Here is a 17,868-nt window from a genome sequence, read left to right on the forward strand (position 1 = left end):
ACTTCATGCCTGGAACACCCCGCCAGGCCACCGTCCACCCAATCCTCGGCCCCCATGACATCACCCCCCGAACCGACGAAGCCGGCTCGGGGGTCTAACACCACCTGGCGTCGAACCAACTGGAAGGAATTCCCTCCTCCGCCACGAACTAGTCCCCGGAGGGATCGAGAAGGTGAAGAAGCGTTACCGCCCAAAGGAAGTCTTGATTCCCCGGGAGGTCGCCTTCCATCGTTCACTCAGCCCCTCGTCCAAGCTGATCTGGGCGGCACGGCAAGCAGCGCAAGACCGCAGGGAAATGCAGCAGATCACGTGCCTTTCCCGGGACGGTGTGATCCGTGCCGAACGCCAGTTGCGAGACGAGGGGCTGGACCAGTCGCCGCCGGTTCGGAGCAGCCGGGCTGGATGGGCCAGACTGCCCATCCCCCTGCTCAAGACCCGCGGCATCACCCCCCTGGCCAAGCTCTTCTTTGCCGAGGTCCAGCTTCTGCCGGGCTTCCGGTACCCGTCGATCACCACAACTTGGACAGACCTGCGGCGAGAAACGGACCTGTCACTCACCACCCTCAGGCAAGCCCTGAAGACCCTGGAAACACACGGGTGGGTATCAGTCGATCGTCCACGCCGGAAGGGCAGTTTCCAGATCACTCTTCGCAACCCCCATGCCGAGCGGGTTCGACTGGCAATCGCAGCCATCGAACGCCGGCTGCAGCGGGCACCGTTCCTCGGCGAGGCGCTCATGCGGGAGTACCTCACCCTCCTCGTGGACTGCGACGACTACGAGGATGATGCCTCTCCCGGATTCCTCGTCAACCCGTACACGAACGAGGAACTGCAGTTCGACCGCTTCTACCCACCCAACATCGCCTTCGAGTTCAACGGCCCCCAGCACTACGGCCCGACTCGCCTGTTCCCGGATGCGGAGGAGGCCAGACGGCAACGGGCACGCGATCTCATCAAGCTCGGCATCTGCGCCGAGCGCGGTATCCGCTTGGTGATCGTCCACGCCGAAGACCTCACGCTCGAAGGCATGCAGCGCAAGGTGAAAGGCCTCCTGCCCCTCCGCGACCTCGAAGGGATGGAAGAGATCATCGCCTACCTGGAGTGGCGCAGCGCCGGATACCGCCGTTCGGTCATGGCCCAGCAGGCATAGGGTGCGGCAAGGTTCGAGTCTCGACGGGCCGCACACGTCTGGCAACACACAGAAGCAGAAGCAGGCTGCACAAGGCTGTACATACACGCAAAACCCCCACCCGTCACGCAGACCGGTGGGGGTCAGTTTTCGACCCAGGCGGGGCGCAGCCCACCCAACGTGAGCCGCGCGGGCCCAAACCGGCTCCCAGAGCCTGGCCGGCACTCCCACCGTCAGTCGGATGTGCCGAGAACTCGCTCCCAGGCTCCAAGCAAGATTCGGATGGCCAGCCGGCCAGGGGCCGTATCACGGGACGCCTGCACCCATCTCCCGTTGCGCCAGGGCGATCGCACCCAGCACCCCGGCCCGGTCGCCCAGGGCCGGCGGCACGATGTACGAGTCGATGTCGTCCAGGATCGCCGGCGACTTCACGTACCCGTTCAGCAGCTCCTGCACCCGCTTCCGGATCAGCGGGAACAGGACCTCCTGGTGCATCACCCCGCCGCCCAGCACGAGGCGCTGCGGCGAGAGGATAAGGATGTAGCTCACCAGGGCCTGTGCGATGTACTCCGCCTCCAGCGCCCAGGCGGGATGGTCCGGCGGCAGGTTCTCCGCCCGCGTCCCCCAGCGCTTCTCCAGCGCTGGCCCGGAGGCCAGCCCCTCAAAGCAGTCGCCGTGGTACGGGCAGACGCCCGGGAAGGGGTCTCTCTCCCGGTCGCGACGAACGTAGATGTGGCCCATCTCGGGGTGGACCAGGCCGTGCATCAGCCGCCCGCCCACCAGTGCCCCGCCGCCGATGCCCGTGCCCACCGTGAGGTAGACGCACGTGTCACACCCCTGGGCGGCGCCCCAGACGTACTCGCCCAGCGCCGCCGCGTTCACGTCGGTGTCGAAGGCGATCGGGACGCCCAGGGCCTCCAGCAGCCGCTGCCGGATGGGGGTGTTCCGCCAGCCCGGCTTCGGCGTCGAGGTGATGGTGCCGTAAGTCGGAGAGGCCGGGTCGGGGTCGGTGGGGCCGAACGACCCGATGCCGATGGCCGCCACCGGCTCCGGTTGGCTGCGGAAGTACTCGATCACCCGAGCGATGGTCTCCTCCGGGGTGGTCGTCGGGAAGCGGGTCACCGCCCGAAGGTCGTCGGGCCCCGTGCCCACGGCGCAGACGAACTTGGTTCCTCCAGCCTCGATGCCTCCGAATAGTGCCATGATCTCACGCTCCCGTTGGCCGTAGTGCGGCTTCGTTGACCGCGGGGTGGCCCTGACCCGGCACTGGGGAGATCGGCGGGCGGCCACCGAACTGAAACGAGGGAGGCCAGCGACGCCCGTGGGGATGGGCACCAGGACCGACCAGCCCCGGCCCCGGACGGCGAACGCTTACCGGGCACCTGCGGCGCCACGTCCCGAGGTGCGGCGCAGACCCAGGAGCACGAGCCCGACCAGGACCGCCAGGCCGCTCAGGACGGCGACCAGAATGCCGGGCCGCCCGGCCAGTGAGGCCGACGCCGTCGCCGCGGGCGCCTCCGCCAGGATCACACCCGACAGCGGCGCCAGATCCAGCGTCACGTGGCCGCCCGTCACCTCCACCTCCCGGCCGGTCAGCTCGTCCCGCAACCGGGTGCCGTCGGCAAAGCCCAGCGGGGTCACGTCCACCGCCAGGCCGGTCACCGGGTCGGTGGCGTTGGTCAGCACCACGACCACCCGGTCCCCGTCGGCCGCCCGGCCGTAGGCGTACTCCGTGCTCGTGGCCAGCAGCTCCTCCACCGTCCCCCGGCGCAGGGCCGGATGCGCCTGCCGGATCGCATTCAACTGCCGCACCAGGTCGGTCACGTCGGGGTTCTGCTCCTCGCCCCAGGGGAAGTCGTTCCGGTTGTAGGGGTCGTTCAGGCCCTCCATGCCGATCTCGGTGCCGTAGTAGACGATGGGGATGGAGCGCTGCGTGAAGAGGAAGGTGAGCGCCAGCTTCAGCCGCTCGATCGGGCGGTCTTTCGCCTCGCTGACGAACCGGGTCATATCGTGATTGTCAATAAAGCCGCCCATTTGGTAGGGATTCGCCAGCGTGGCCCCGACCGCCTTCACCTGATTGGCCAGTTGGCGCATCGACCCGCCCTGTGCGAGGGCGGAGCGGAGGGCGGCGTTTGTGGGGAAGTCCAGCACGGCGGCAACGCCCGCGTCCTGATAGGCCGCCAGCTTCCAGGGGGCGTTCTCCCACACCTCGCCGATCAGCCAGAAGCCCGGCTTGATCTTCTGCAGTTCCGCGCTATACCAGGTGAAAAAGTCGCGGGGCACGTGCTTCACAGTGTCGATGCGGAAGCCGTCCACGTCAGTCGTCTCGATCCAGAACCGGCTGTAACTCAGGATGTACTCCCGCACCTCGGGGTTGGACTGGTCGAAATCGGGCAGGTCGTAGAGCCAGCCCTCCTGCACCTGCTTCTCGTCCGACCAGTTGCTGATGGCCTTCTTCGGGTGGAACCAGTCCGGGTGCTCGCTGACCAGCGGGTTCAGCGGCCCGGTGTGGTTGACCACGATGTCGAAGATGACCTTCATGCCCCGCCGGTGGGCCTCCTCCACCAGTTGCTTCACGGTCTCGTTGGTGCCGAAGTGGGGGTCGGTTTCGAAGAAGTCCACCGCACCGTAGCCGTGGTAGTCGTTGCCCGCGTTTTTCACGTGCGGGGTGATCCAGATGGCGGTGAAGCCCAGAGACTGGATGTAGTCCAGCTTGTCGATGATGCCCTGGATGTCGCCGCCGTGCCACGCCCGGGGGTTCCGGGGGTTGACGGCCCCGTCGTTGCTGGGGTCGCCGTTGTGGAAGCGGTCGATCATGATGAAGTAGATGGTCTCGTCCTGCCAGGTGCGGTCGGACGTCTCCGCAGCGGGCGGGCTACCTGCGGGTGCAGCCAGGAGACCGGCTGTGGACGGGGTCCCAGAGGCTACCGCAACGGCGCCGGCCGCGGCGGTGGCGTCGAACGCCGTTGCCGGAGCGACGGCCAGAGTGCCGGAAGAAGCACCAGCGGCAGACGCCGCGGCGGCTTCGGCTGCGGGGGCCGCCACACGGCCCGCCGGCGACGCTTCGGTGGCAGAAGCGGCAGACGCCACCCCGGAAGGTGACGTCGCCGCAGCCACAGGCCCGGACAAGCACGGCAAGGCAGCCGACCCGGCCGCCAGCGCCGCTCCAGCCGCCAGCGCCGCCAATATGCGCCGAGTGCGCGTCATATCCGCACCACCCCTTCCATCCACGCCGGGGCCAGCACCGCCAGCCCCAGCGGAGGCAGATGCAAGGTAGAGGTGCCCGCAGGCTGCGCGGGCACGCCCGCCGCAGGCCCCGCGACGGGCCCCCCCGCCCGCCGGACCAGCCGCACGACCCGTGAACAGTCCGCGGAGCCAGCCGTAAGCCCGGGGTCAGGGCTGGCAACCGGTCCGGCAGCCGGACCTCCGGCCGGCCGCTCCAGCCGCCCGGTCTGCATCTCGCCCGCCAGCAGGTCCACCCAATCACCCGGAGGCAGGTCGAGCGAGACGGGGTCGGCGCCGCCGTTCAGCACCACCAGCAGCCCCTCCTCGCAGGCGGGGCGCTCGGGGGAGTAGGCAGGCGTCGGGAGCCGCAGGTAGGCCAGCACATCCCTCTCCGCCTGCACCGTCTCCCAGGCGCCCTCGTTCAGCCACGGGAAGGCGCGGCGGATGCGGCCGAGCCGGCGGTAGAGGCTGAGCAGGCCCAGGTCCCGGGGCTCCTCGTCGTTCCACGGGTAGCAGCGGCGGCAGTCGGGATCATTCCCTCCCTCCAGCCCCACCTCGTCGCCGTAGAGGATCATCGGCACGCCCTCGCAGGTGAGCAGCAGCACCGCCGCCTGGGCCGCCCGCTCCCGGGAGCCGACGAGCGTCCGCACCCGGGGCGTGTCGTGGGTGGAAAGCATGCGCACGAGCCCGCGGGCTGCCTCGGCGGTGTAGCGGAAACGCAGGCGGGTGAGCCGGCGGTCGTAGGCCCGGGCGTCGATCCGCCCCGTCAGCCAGGCCAGCGTCGCCTCCCGCCACGGATAGTCCATCACCGAGTCGAACTGGTCGCCGTTCAGCCAGTCCAGGGCGTCGTGCCAGACCTCGCCCATGATGAAGGCGTCAGGCTTCACGGCCTTCACCCGCTCCCGGAAGGCGCGCCAGAAGCGGTGCCCGACCTCGTCGGCCACGTCCAGCCGCCAGCCGTCGATGCCCGCCTCCCGGATCCAGTGCACCGCCACCTGCAGCAGGTACTCGGCCAGCTCCGGGTTGGCGCTGTTCAGCTTGGGCATGGTGGGCACACGAACCGCGAAGGTCTCGTAGTTGCAGGCCGCCACGTCCACCGGGAAGGAGTGCAGGTCGTAGAACCAGTCCCGGTACGGCGAGTCAGGCCCCCGGGCGATCACGTCCTGGAAGGGCGCCCAGAGCGCGCCGGAGTGGTTGAAAACGGCATCCAGGACGAAGCGCATGCCCCGCCGGTGCGCCTCCGCCACCAACTCGGCCAGCTCGCCCTTGGTCCCGAAAGCCGGATCGATCTCGTAGTAGTCGGTGGTGTCGTACTTGTGGTTGGACGGGGACCGGAAGATGGGCGTGGTGTAGATGCAACCGACCCCCAGGTCCTCCAGGTAGCCGAGGCGCTCCCGGATGCCCGCCAGGTCGCCGCCGGCCACATACCGGCGGGTGGGCCGCTCGCCCCAGGCCCCGGTGCCCGGCGGGTCGTTGGCCGGGTTGCCGTTGCAGAAGCGGTCGGGGAAGATCTGGTAGAGGATCGCCCCCCGCAGCCAGGCGGGCTGCCGGAACCGGTCGCCCCGGTGGATGTAGGCATACTGGAAGAAGTCGCGGTCGGGTCGGGACTCGCTCAGGCCGGACTCGGACAGCCACACGATGGCCCCGTCCCGCCCCTCCAGGCGGAAAAGGTAGCGCACCCGCCTTGTCGGCGCCGGCAGGGTTACGCCCCAGTACTCATGCAAGCCGTCGCCTCCCAGCGGTGCGAGGGGCAGGGAGGCGTTGTTCTCCGGCGGCCAGGCGTACCGGTCGCCGTAGTAGCATTCGGCAGCGGCCAGGTCGCCTTCGGCCGCCTTCAGGATCACGCGCAGGTGTCCGTCGCCCACCGGATAGGCGAAGGGGGCGGTGCACCGGTGCTGCAGGGCCGCCAGTTGCATGGGCTCCCTCTCCTCCTATCCCTTGACCGCGCCGCGGGTGAGGCCGGACTGGACCAGGTTCTGGGCCAGCATCCAGATGCCCGCCAGCGGGAACGCGGTGACCACCACGGCCGCGGAGAGCTTGCCCCAGGCGGTGGAGTAGGCGTTGGCCGAGAAGGACCGGAGGCCCTGGGCCATCAGCCAGTGGTCAGGATTCTTGAGCAGGGCGCTGGACATCACGAACTCGCTGAACACGCCCATGAAGCTGAACAGGAAGAGCACCGCCAGCATGGGCACCGACAGGGGAACGATGATCAGCCGGAAGACCTGCCAGTCGTTGCAGCCGTCCACCTTGGCCGCCTCGTCCAGGTCCCGCGGGATGCTGTCGATGAAGCCCTTGAGGAGCCAGATCGACCAGGCGCTGGCGCCCATCGACGAGAGCAGGAACCCGAAGAGGTTGGCCAGGTTCAGCTTGAACAGCACGAACTGGATGGCCGCCAGCGAGACCATGGAGGGCATCATCTGCAGGATCATGAGGGTGCGGATGCCGTTCTTCCGCCCCCAGAACTTGAGGCGGCTGAAGGCGTACGACGCGGTGAGCGTCACCGCCACCTGCAGGATGCCCACGGTGGTGCCGATCAGCAGGCTGTTCTTCAGCCAAATCGGATAGCGGCTCTCCGTGAAGAGCGCACGATAGTTGTCGAAGGTAAAGAGCCTCGGGTCGGGCAACATCCGCTTCACGGCGAAGGCGTCGCCCTTCTGGAAGGAGGACGCGACCACCGAGAAGAGCGGGAACATCACCAGGAGGATGACGACCCAGATGATGATCCGGGAGGTCCAGAGCCTGGCCCGCTCGTACGGGCGGAGCTTCGTCCGATGACGCGCCATGTCCTCAATCCTCCTCCGCAAAGGCCCCGGTCATCTTCATGTTGATCAGGCTGATCACGGCCACGATGATGAAGAGGAGCAGCGACAGCGCCGCCGACAGGCCGTACCGGTACTGCTGCACCGTGAGCTTGTAGCCCACCGAGACCAGGATGTCGGTGTAGCCGGCCTGGAAGGCGCTGAGGCGCACCGGGCCGCCGTCGGTCATGAGGAAGGCCGTGCCGAAGTTGTTGAAGTTGTGGGCAAAGGAGCTGATCATGAGCGGCACGGTCATGCGGGTCAGCAGCGGGAAGGTGATGTTCCGGAACTGCTGCCACGGGGAGGCGCCGTCGATCTCGGCGGCCTCGTAGAGCCCGGTGTCGATGGATTGCAGGGCGCCGAGGCAGACGGTCATGAACCAGGGAAAGCCCAGCCACAGGTTCACCAGCAGCACCGAGATCCGGGCCAGGAGGGGATCCTGCAGCCAGGGAATCGGGGGAATCCCGAAGAGCGTACCCAGGGCCACGTTGATCGCGCCGGAGCTGGTGTTGAGCAGACCCCGCCACGCCAGCACCGCCAGGGTGCCGGGGATGGCCCAGGGGATGATGAGGATCGCGCGGTAGAGGTTCGACTCCCGCATGTGCGGGTTATTGAGCAAGATCGCCAGGAAGAGGCCGAAAGTAAACTGGGTCAGCACGCTGAACAGCGCGTAGATGATGTTCCAGCCCAGAACCGGGAAGAAAGCCTTGGAGAACGAACCCGTGAAGATTTCCACGAAGTTCTGGAACCCGACCAGCTTTGGTCCGGTGCGGAAGGTATACAGGTTGGCGTCGGTAAACGCCAGGTAGATGGTGAAGACCATCGGGAAGATGGTCAGGAAAAGGATGGTGATCAGGGCGGGCGAGAGGTAGGCATAGGGGGCCAACCGGCGACGAAGCGATTGCATCGAAGATCCCTCCCGGGGGGTGGATCGGCCACGGGGCGAGAGCAAGGGGGGCGGGAGGTCCCGCCCCCCTCCGCTCACGCTACTGCATGGCCGCGACCGCCTCGTTGATGGCCTGCACAGCCTGCTGTGCAGCCTGCTCCGGGGTAGCCTGCTGCGTCACGACCAGGTCGATCATGTTGGCCGCCGGGGTCCAGACGGCCGACATCTCCGGGATATTGGGCATCGGATGGCCGTTCTTCGCGCTCTCGGCAAAGCCCGGCAGGTACTTGTTGCTCTCGAGGGCGGAGGCCATCGACTTCTGGGCCGGGATGCGGTTGCCCACCGAGACCAGCTTGTCCGGCACGTTCTCCTGCAGGTACTTGACCAGATCCCAGGCCTCCTCCTTGTGCTTGGAGTCGGCGCTCACGAAGGCGCACTGCACGCCCACGAACGGGGTGAACGGCTGGCCGCTCGGCATCTTGGGCATCGGGGCGATGCCGAAGTCGACGCCGGCGTCCTCAAAGCCTTTCACGTCCCAGGAGCCGGAGAGGTAGAAGGCGATGTTGTTCGCCTGGAACTCGGCCTTGGCCATGTTGTCATCCACGTCGCTGGGCATGAGGTGGTACTTGTTCACGAAGTCGCTGAGCAGCTGCAGGCCGGCGATGGCGCCCTCGCTGGCGAGGCCCACGTCGTTGGGGTCGAGGTTGCCGCCGCCCTTGTCCTTGAAGACGTACCCGCCGCTGCCGGCGATGAAGCCGTAGGTGAAGTAGAAGTCCTTCACCTTGTACATGAAGCCCTTCTCCTGGGCCAGGGCGAGGAAGTCGTCCCACTCGGTGGGAGGCTCGCTCACCAGCGCCTTGTTGTAGAAGAGCGCCACGGCCTCATACGAGATGGGGACCGCGAACTTCTGGCCCTCGAAGGAGACGGCGTTGATCGTCACCTGCTCGTAGTCGCTGTCGTTGATCACGCCGTCAGGCACGGGCTCCAACAGGCCGGCCTTCCAGAACGGGCCGAGGTTGTCGTGGGGCAGGCCGTACATGATGTCGGGGCCCTGGCCGGCGGTCGCAGCGGCCGCGTATTCCTGGAAGCCGGTCTGGTCCTCAAGCACCGTCACCTTGTTGCCAGTCTTCGCCGCCCACTCGTCGGCGACCTGCTGCACGACTTCCACCTCAGGGGTGGTCAGGTGCGACCAGACGGTCAGCTCAACGGGTTCCTTGCTGGGGGTGGACTGGGTCGGCTGCTCCTGTTGCTGCTGCGAGCCCCCCTGGTTCTGAGTTTGCTGTGACGAGGATGAGGAGCCGCACCCTGCAAGGGCGAAGGAGAGCATCAGAACCGTGAGGGCGCCAGCGAGCCACTTCCTGGTACGCATTCAGAACACCTCCACACGATCTCGATGGGTCTATGTGAGAGCCGCGCGGGCTCAGGAACACCGTGCGTTGATGTCGGCCCCGGTCCGCCTGCCCGACCGGAAGCGAACCGGACAGGCCGGGGGAATCTGGGCGGTTCGGGACACCGCCTGTCCATGGGGGATCGGAACCGCTCGTCAGCCGGCCGCTGCGGGGTCAGCCCATCGCCGGATCGGCGGCGTCAGCGCCTTGGGTCAGGGTGCCATCCGGAAGCGCAGTTCGGCCGCGATGGGGCCACCGTCGGCGGGGGCAGGAAGGACCACTTCCACCGCACCGTCCGCAGCCCGGGTGAAGTCCACGGGCTCGCCGTCCCGCTCCACGGCCTCCACCCGGCCGGGGGCAAAGAGCCGGACGATCAGCCGCTCCCGGGCGGGGCGGTAGCCGCCCTCCGGGGCGCCGATGCGGAGCCGCACCTCGCCGGGGGCGCTCTCCAGCCGCACCGGCGTGATGGAGCAGCGGCCCTCCCGGTAGCCGTAGCCCTCGCCCTCGTCCTCGTACAGGTCCAGGGCACCGTCGGCGCCGGCGTACACCTGCAGGGTCAGCTCCGCCGGGGCGGGCTGGTCGGTCCACTGCCGGACGGGCCCCATGGGCAGGATCGCCCCGGCCCGCACGAAGAGCGGCATCCGCTCCAGCGGCGCCTCGGCCACGATCCGGGCCGGCCCGTTCACCCGGGCCCCGGTCCAGAAGTCCACCCACTCCCCGGCCGGCAAGTAGACCAGCCGCGCCCGGGCGCCGGGCTGGTAGACCGGGCAGACCATCAGGTCCTCGCCCAGCAGGAACTGGTCGGAGAGGTTGGCGGTCTCGGGGTCGTCGGGGTACTCCATCAGCAGCGGGCGCATCACCGGCAGCCCGGTCTGGCTGCACTTGTAGAACTCGTTATAGAGGAAGGGCAGGAGCCGGTAGCGCAGCGTGATGTACCGGCGGGCGATCTCCTCCACCTCCGGCCCGAAGGCCCAGGGCTCCTGGTCCGCCGTGCCCATCGCGCTGTGGTTGCGGCAGAAGGGAAGGAAGGCGCCGAGCTCAACCCAGCGGGCGAAGAGCTCGCCATCGCAGTCCCCCTGGAACCCGCCGATGTCCACGCCCACGAAGGGGACGCCGGAGAGGCCCATCCCCAGCAGCATGGGCACCGTGATGAGCAGGTGTTCCCACCAGCTGTGGTTGTCGCCCATCCAGACGGCGGCGTAGCGCTGGATGCCGGCGTAGCCCGAGCGGGTGAGCAGGAAGGGCCTGCGGCCGGGGAGAAGGCGCCTCAGCCCCTCGTAGGTGGCCCGGGCCATCAGGAGGCCGTAGGCGTTGTGCAGCTTGTCGTGGCTGATCCGCTCGCCCTCCTCCCCCTGCACCGCCGTGGAGGGCAGGGTCCGGCGCTCGTTGAAGACCGCCGGCTCGTTCATGTCGTTCCAGATGCCGGCGACGCCCACCTCGGTCACCAGGCCCCGGTGCAGGTCGCCCCACCAGCGCCGGGTGGCCGCCCGGGTGAAGTCGGGGAAGGCGGAGCGCCCGGGCCAGACGTTGCCGATGCAGAGCTCGCCGTCCTCGTGGCAGATGAAGTGCCCCCCGGCCACGCCCTCCTGGAAGACGGGGTAGCGACCGTCCACCTTCACCCCGGGGTCCACGATGGTGACGGTGCGGAAGCCCTGCGCCGCCAGGTCCGCCACCATGCCCTTCGGGTCGGGGAAGCGCTCCGGATGCCAGGTGAAGACCCGGTAGCCGTCCATGTAGTCGATGTCCAGCCAGATGGCGTCGCAGGGGATCTGCCGCCGGCGCAGCTCCGCGGCCACCTCGCGCACCCGCGACTCGGGGCAGTAGGTGTAGCGGCACTGGTGATAGCCCAGGGCCCACAGGGGCGGCAGCTCCATGCGGCCGGTGAGTTCGGTGTAGCGCGCCAGCAGCCTCTTCACCGTGGGGCCGGCGAAGAAGTAGGCGTCCAGGTAGTCGTCCTCCGCCCGGATCGCGCAGAGGTCCGGCTGCTCCCTGGCGAGATCGCACCAGATCCGGGCCGTGCTGTCCACGAAGAGGCCGTGGGCCCGGCAGGACTGCACCGTAATGAGGAACGGGATCGACTGGTAGAGCGGGTCGCGGTCCGGCGTGTGCAGCGACTCGTCGGTGGCCCAGAGGGTGAGCTTGCGCCCCCGCTTGTCGAGGAAGCCCATCTTCTGGCCGAGGCCGTAATAGCGGGCGTCGGGGGGCGCCGCCTGCTCCCAGGCCACGGTCCCCTCGTCCCACGTAAGCCGGACCGGACCGGCCAGCAGCCGGCCGGCGCGGTCGTAGAAGCGGAGGCTCAGCGTGGCCCGCTCCACCTCCACCGCCATCTCCGGGGAGATGAGGCGCAGCGCATTCTCGTCCTCTTCCAGCCGGGCCTCCACCTCACCCCGGTTCAGGGGCAGCACGGCCACCGAGGTGCGCAGGCGCCGGCCGTCAGGCAGCAGCGTGATGCGCACCAGGTCGGGGGCCAGGAAGCGCAGCGTGATCTGTGCACCGGCGGTCTGGAGCGTCAGGGTTCCGGCGGTGAGTTCGTACCGGCGCAGGAGGCCGACTGCGTGCACGTCAAGCACCTCCGTTGCAATCGAGCACTGGCCTGCTCTGCGGGGCGGGCGTTGACCCTCTGAGGCGCGCAATCGTTTGCATGCGGGCCGATCCCTACGGGGGCCGCCCCTGCCAGGTGGCGGCAGGCACCAGTGCAATCGTCTGCACAAGGGATTCTTCTCCGACGGGGGATCTTCCTGCCACACGGGAGCGCTGGAAGCAAAATGGTCATCGGTGAGACGCTGAAATAGACCGGAGGATGGCCCGCGCAGCCCCAAAGGACAGGGCTGAGAGGCACTTCCGGACTCCTCTGCACCCGTCTGCGACCACCCCGTCCGGCCGCCGGAGGACTTGTTCCAATAAATCGCGGTGTAAACTTCCCTGGGATGCAGGAGTCTGGAGACGGGCGTTGAAATGAGCGGGTTAGCGCAAACGTTTGCAGACGACCGCAGTGCGTGTTCCGCCGCCGCGCGGGGCCCGGCTGCTCCGAGGAGGTGTCAGCATGGCCACAATCAAGGACGTGGCCCGTCTGGCGAAGGTCTCCCCCTCCACCGTCTCTCGGGTGATCGCGGGCTCCAGCCGCATCAGCCCCGAGACGCAGGCGCGGGTCCGGGAGGCGATGAGGGCCCTCAATTACTATCCGAATGCCAACGCCCGCAGCCTCGTGCGCAAGTCCGCCAACGCGGTGGGCGTGATCATCGCCCGCCCGGCCGAGCAGGCCTTCGCCAACCCGTTCTTCCCGGAGGTGCTCCGGGGCATCGGGGCGGAGCTGCATCGGAACGGATACGACTTGGTACTCTCCATGACGGCTACGCCCGACGAGGAGCACCACGCCTGCCTGCGCCTCCTCAGGCAGCAGCGGGTCGACGGCGTGATCCTCACCTCCTCCCGCATCCGGGACACGCTGCTGGGAAAGCTGACCGCCGAGGGGTTCCCCTTCGTGCTGATCGGCCGGGGCGACCCGGGGCAGCCGATCAGCTGGGTGAACAACGACAACGTGGCGGTCGGTGAGATGGCCGTCGAGCACCTGGTGGGCCGCGGCCACCAGCGCATCGCCATCATCAACGGACCCGCGGAGCTCACCGTGTCCGTCGACCGCGGCCAGGGGTTCCGCCAGGCCATGGCCCGGTACAAGCTCCCCCTGCCGCCGGAGTACGAGGTCGAGGGCCAGTTCACGAAGGAGGGCGGCTACCGGGCGATGGTCGGGCTGCTGTCACTGCCCGAGCCTCCCACCGCCGTCTTCTGCACCGACGATGCGATGGCCGTCGGCGCCCTGATGGTGCTGAAGGAGCGGGGGCTCACCCGCAAGGTGGCGGTGATGGGGGTCAACGACGACCCGCTGACCGCGCTCCTGGACCCGCCGCTCTCCACCGTGCGCATTCCCATCTTCGACATGGGCATGGCGGCGGCCGGCCTTCTCCTGGACAGCCTGAAGCACGGGGTAACCGGCCCGCGGCAGGTGGTCCTGCCGAGCCAGCTGGTGGTGCGGGAATCGACGAACTGGACGTTGTAGCAAATCAGGCGGCCTCGCCAGGCGCGAGACCGCCTTCTTCTTCCGGGGGTTCGGGCAGGCGTACGGCCATCAGCCGAAACGGGCTGGCGGCGGGCAGGTATACCATTCAGGGCCAGGCTCGGCACAGCGACCCCGGAGCCCGGGGACCCGGAACCACACGGCGGGCTCTACTTGCGGCAACTTGTCGGGGAACCACGGCCGCAGGAGAGCGTACGCGATGGTCGCCGAGAACAGCCAGACCATCTGCCGGTACGGCTCCGGGCGCTCCACCGGCAGCCGGTACAGGACCTTGTCGCCCAGCCACGGCGCAGGAAAGAACACGCATAAGAAAGTGCCGGCGAGACTGAGCAGACGCTTCACGAGCGACACCCCCTGCCCGTGAACCCGTATCGGCCGTGCGTCGCTCCAACAGACCCCTGATGGCACGCGGCTTCGCCCGTCCGCCGGGTGACAAGGCGGGCCGTTCCGGTTAGGTTCACGAAACACCCCGGGCGTCTCACTCTTCTGCTAAAATGGCAGCAGGGGGGACAATGCCCATGAGCCGACCTTTCCTCGTACTCAACCTCGACGATACGCTCACCTGGCAGTCGCGCCTCCTGGCGTCGCCCCACGAGTGGGTCGACCTCCGCCACCTGACGGGGAAGAAGTCCTGCGCCACGCCCGAGGCCCTGTCCGCCATCGCCGCGGCCCTGGAGCCCCACCGGGATGTACCCCTCGGCTACTGGGGCACCGGCGAGTACCACTACGTCACATTGCTCCGGCTGCAGTCGCTGCGCCAGCCGGTTTCGCTGGTCCTCTTCGACCACCACCACGACGCCTCGCCCGTGCAGGGGGGCGTCGTCACCTGCGGCGACTGGGTGCGCCACGCGCTGGCCCTGCCCTGGGTCCGGCGCGTGGTGTGGGTGGGCGGACGGGAGCCGGAACTCCAGCGCTACCTTCCCCACCCCCGCATCCTGCGGGTCCCGGAGCCGGCGCCGCCGGCTCGCTTCGCCGAGTGGGCCGACCGCACACTGCCCGGCTCAGACATCTACATCTCGGTGGACAAGGACGTACTGGCACCGGACGATGCGGTGACCACCTGGGGGGCGGGCGACCTGCCTCTGGCCGACCTGCTCTCCTGGCTGCACCTGCTGGGCCGCCACCGCCGCATCGTCGGGGCCGACGTATGCGGCGAGTGGGAGATCTCGCCCACCCAGGTCGTGCCCAGCCTCCAGGACCGGGCTGCAATCCGGCGCAACGAACAGGCCAACATCGCCATCCGGGACGCGCTGGCGCCCGTCCTGCACGGCAGCCGCCTCACCGGGGTGGGGCGCACGGACTGAGGGTCACCCGCCCGCCGGGGTCACCGCGCCGCCAGGGTGTCCAGCGCGCGCACCACCAGCGTGGCGGCCTCGGCCCGGGTGGCCGTCAGGCGGGGACCAAAGGTGAAGCTCCCGCCCTCCCCGGGGTATCCGACAATCAAACCCGATCGCACGGCCTCGGCCACGTGCCGGGGCCAGCGCCATTGATAGGCGTCCGTGAACCGCCGGCCTGCGATCACCGCCGTACCGCCGGCCACGGAGAGCGGCGTCGCCAGCGCCTGCTCCTCCAGCCCCAGGGCCCGCACCAGCATCACGGCGATCTCCTCGCGCGGAATCCCCTGATCGGGTTCGAACCGGCCACCGGGGTAGTCCCCGGGGTTCACGATCCCCGCCGCGACCGCCGCACCCAGGTAGCCGCCGGTGGCCACCCAGTGCCCCGCCGTATCGGCAAAGGCGCCGGACGCGTCATCCGGCCGCAGCGGGAGGTTCAGGGCAGAGACCAGCATCCGCACGAAGGCGGCCCGGGTCAGGGTGTCGTTGGGCCGGAACGTGCCGTCGCCGTAGCCGAAGACCGCCCCCATCGCCAGCAGCCGGGCGATGGGCTCCTCGGCCCAGTGACCGTCGATGTCCTGCTGCCCGCCAATCGTCCGGGATAAGTAGAGCCGACCGCCTGTCTGCCGTATTTCGGCCCCCAGCAGTGCGGTGGCGAACGCCGCATCCACGTAGGTCTGTCCGTCCCGCTGCAGGACCGGCAGCGCCAGCCGCAGGGGCCGTCCCTCCACGCTGGCTGTGGTCCGGCCCAGCGTGTAGTCGCCCACCCGCTCCCCTGACGAAGCGCTGGCCCAACGCCACCAGGTCCGGCCGATTGCCTCCACCTGCTCGGGAGTCGCCGACCACTCCCGGAGTACCGACACGGGCAGCAGCACGACCCCGCTCGCGTGAACCAGCGCCGGATGGGGGTACACCATGCCGCGCACGACCAGCGGGAGAGCTGTGAAGACCTGCCCCCCGGGGGGTGAGAGTTGCTCGGTCCCGGTCAGGAAATTCGGCCAGGTTTCCTCGAGGCCGCCGGGGGTCACCACCAGCAGGTCGGCCGGTCCCCCCTGGTAGCCCCGGGGCAGCCGGAAGCGCAGGGCCGTGTCGGACTCCCGCACCAGTCCCTCCACGGGCAGCCCGCCCAGGTAGACCTTGACCCCCTGCGGGAACCCGTGCCCTTCCACGCGGATGAATGAAACGCGGTTGTCGCTCTGGTAGGCGATGGTGCGGCGGGTGACCACCGGCCGCACTTCGGTCGCGGTCCGGAACGACCAGGTGTACTCGAACGTCTCGGGACCGTTCCCCTGATCGACCACGCCGGCGAGCGTCACGGTGTAGCTGGCCCCCGTGCGCAGCGGCTCCCTCGGGATGAGGGCCACGGTGTCGGACAGGTTGCGGTCGCGCACCGGGTCGAAGGGCAGGGCGGCCACCTCGCCGTCGGGGCCCTTCAGGCTCCACCGGATGAGGCGCAGTTCCCGGGGGGCGTTGCCGAAGGTCAGGGTGATCGGGTACCCCACGGGCCCGGTCACCCCGGGGTGCACGGCCAGGGGGTCAGGCGTCTCCAGGCCGTCCCAGAGGGGCGGTACGGTCTCTCCGGGCGCCGGCCACTGCACCACCCGATCCTGCCGCTCGTTGGGACCCAACAGAGCCACGTTCACGCGGTGCCCTGCGGCGGAGGCCACCCCGTAGCCGAAGTCGCGCATGCCCGGGTGGATGAGGGGGATGCGGTGGTAGAGCGTGTCGATCCAGCCCGCCACCGCCTCTTCGGCCCGCACTTCGAAGTTGATGACCTCGGCGGTCCCGCCGTCGTAGGCGAAGTAGCACGCCCGGTTGCCCGGAGTCTCGCCAAAGTACCCCGGCGTGCCGGGCGGCTGGTAGTGCGCATTTTCTTCCGCCTGAGCGGGGTTCTTGGCCAGGTAGTCGGCGTGCTTCTGCGCTGCTGCCGCCAGACGGGCATCACGCTCCATCGCCGGGACCCCGGCTACCCGCCGGTAGCGGTTGACGGCCGCCAGGGCCGCCTGCTCCTCCAGGGCGGCGGAGGGCAAGTCGGCGGGCGAGCCCTGCTCCACGGTGAACTCAAACTCCGAGGTGAGGGGCAAATAGGTGTAGCCCGGCCGGTCCGGCGCAATCCGGACCACCAGACGCACACGATGCACCCCCGGCGCCAGGGGCTCCGGAGGATCGTAGTAGACGAGGCCGGTCCCGTCCCATCGGGGCACGACCGGGCGCCCGTCCAACCACATCTCCGCACCGGTGATGCGATCGCCCGGGTCCAGCATCACCCGCTGTGCAATGCGGGGTCGCGCCCAGCCCACGCTGCCCTGCGGCACGGGCGCGTAATATGTGAAGGCGGAGGCGAGCTCCGCCCAGAGCATCACAAACGCCACGGCCAGCAGGGCCACGCGACTCAGACGCCGCCGCACGTGACCACCTCCCTTCAGGTGAGACGTGAGACGGATAGGGGGTAGTTCCGTCAGAGTGGAAAAGACCGGGGGTGGGCGGCGGGCCGTTTGTCAGGCCGGCCGTGCAGCCGTGGCGCGGGAAAGTCAGCCCTGCCGCGCCCGGCAGACCCGACCGTTCCATACCAACCCCTGGCGTGACCTCGCCTACCCCGGCAGGCCCCATCGCTCCATGCCAACCTCCTGCGTGGCCTCGTCTGCCCCGGCAAACCCGACCGCTCCATGCCAACCCCGGCGCTTGCGTTCTGTCAGTGGCCGCTGTAGATGATGGCCTCGTCTGCCCCGGCAGGCCCGACCGCTCCATGCCAACCCCGGCGCTTGCGTTCTGTCAGTGGCCGCTGTAGACGATGGCCTCGCGTACCCCGGCAGGGCCGACCGCCTTGGATGCTGGGCGTCGACGCTTATGCTCTGTTCGTGCTCGCTGTTGATGCTGGCTCTTCCCGTCCCGAGCCCCCGCCGACATGCTGAGCGGGCTGCGGACAGAGTCGTCCGCGGCCCGCCATTCGTGCAATAGTCCACCCATCAGCCGGACCATCTTCCAACTGCACCCGCTCAGTCCGTGATGGCCCCGCCCTCCGGGCCGCCCCCGCCG

The 17,868-nt window shown here is 69.0% G+C and carries 12 protein-coding genes; 3 read left to right on the top strand and 9 right to left on the bottom strand.

Going from position 1 to position 17,868, the window contains the following annotated elements; genetic code table 11:
- Positions 1-172: 172 nt before the first annotated feature.
- Positions 173-1,150, top strand: a complete 978-nt coding sequence (locus tag AB2385_RS14730; protein ID WP_367655768.1) for an ArsR family transcriptional regulator — start codon at positions 173-175, stop codon at positions 1,148-1,150.
- Between the two features lie 285 nt (positions 1,151-1,435).
- Here AB2385_RS14730 and AB2385_RS14735 read toward each other — a convergent pair whose 3' ends face one another.
- From AB2385_RS14735 to AB2385_RS14765, 7 genes are all read right to left on the bottom strand, one after another.
- Positions 1,436-2,332 carry an ROK family protein gene (locus AB2385_RS14735; RefSeq protein ID WP_367655769.1) on the bottom strand — a complete coding sequence of 299 codons (897 nt, stop codon included), beginning with the start codon at positions 2,330-2,332 and terminating at the stop codon, positions 1,436-1,438.
- 168 nt (positions 2,333-2,500) lie between these two features.
- The gene (locus AB2385_RS14740; RefSeq protein ID WP_367655770.1) at positions 2,501-4,336 is read right to left on the bottom strand and encodes an alpha-amylase family glycosyl hydrolase; all 1,836 of its coding nucleotides are present in this window, start codon (positions 4,334-4,336) and stop codon (positions 2,501-2,503) included.
- On the bottom strand, positions 4,333-6,270 hold the full coding sequence (locus AB2385_RS14745) for a glycoside hydrolase family 13 protein (RefSeq protein ID WP_367655771.1): 1,938 nt from the start codon (positions 6,268-6,270) through the stop codon (positions 4,333-4,335). The genes AB2385_RS14740 and AB2385_RS14745 overlap by 4 nt, the downstream gene beginning before the upstream one ends.
- A gap of 15 nt (positions 6,271-6,285) precedes the next feature.
- Positions 6,286-7,137: a sugar ABC transporter permease gene (locus AB2385_RS14750; protein ID WP_367655772.1), complete on the bottom strand. Its 852-nt coding sequence runs from the start codon at positions 7,135-7,137 to the stop codon at positions 6,286-6,288.
- 4 nt (positions 7,138-7,141) lie between these two features.
- Complete coding sequence (locus AB2385_RS14755) at positions 7,142-8,059, bottom strand: carbohydrate ABC transporter permease (RefSeq protein WP_367655773.1); 918 nt, start codon at positions 8,057-8,059, stop codon at positions 7,142-7,144.
- Between the two features lie 79 nt (positions 8,060-8,138).
- Positions 8,139-9,407 (bottom strand): maltose ABC transporter substrate-binding protein, encoded by a 1,269-nt coding sequence (locus AB2385_RS14760; protein WP_367655774.1) that lies wholly within the window; start codon positions 9,405-9,407, stop codon positions 8,139-8,141.
- 231 nt (positions 9,408-9,638) lie between these two features.
- Entirely contained in the window at positions 9,639-11,987 is a 2,349-nt protein-coding gene (locus tag AB2385_RS14765) for a glycoside hydrolase family 31 protein (protein WP_367655775.1), read from the bottom strand.
- 482 nt (positions 11,988-12,469) lie between these two features.
- On the opposite strand from AB2385_RS14765, the gene AB2385_RS14770 reads away from it, so the two are divergent.
- The gene (locus AB2385_RS14770; RefSeq protein ID WP_367655776.1) at positions 12,470-13,480 is read left to right on the top strand and encodes a LacI family DNA-binding transcriptional regulator; all 1,011 of its coding nucleotides are present in this window, start codon (positions 12,470-12,472) and stop codon (positions 13,478-13,480) included.
- A 69-nt stretch (positions 13,481-13,549) separates the two neighbouring features.
- On the opposite strand, the gene AB2385_RS14775 is transcribed toward AB2385_RS14770, so the two are convergent.
- Positions 13,550-13,840, bottom strand: coding sequence for a hypothetical protein (locus AB2385_RS14775; protein WP_367655777.1), 291 nt, complete (start codon positions 13,838-13,840; stop codon positions 13,550-13,552).
- Positions 13,841-14,016: 176 nt separating this feature from the next.
- Here AB2385_RS14775 and AB2385_RS14780 point away from each other — a divergent pair, with 176 nt between their 5' ends.
- On the top strand, positions 14,017-14,802 hold the full coding sequence (locus AB2385_RS14780) for an arginase family protein (RefSeq protein ID WP_367655778.1): 786 nt from the start codon (positions 14,017-14,019) through the stop codon (positions 14,800-14,802).
- A gap of 20 nt (positions 14,803-14,822) precedes the next feature.
- On the opposite strand, the gene AB2385_RS14785 is transcribed toward AB2385_RS14780, so the two are convergent.
- Positions 14,823-17,240 (bottom strand): S-layer homology domain-containing protein, encoded by a 2,418-nt coding sequence (locus AB2385_RS14785; protein ID WP_367655779.1) that lies wholly within the window; start codon positions 17,238-17,240, stop codon positions 14,823-14,825.
- Positions 17,241-17,868: the final 628 nt, after the last annotated feature.

The organism is Symbiobacterium sp. (assembly GCF_040797425.1).
GTDB lineage: Bacteria > Bacillota > Sulfobacillia > Symbiobacteriales > Symbiobacteriaceae > Symbiobacterium.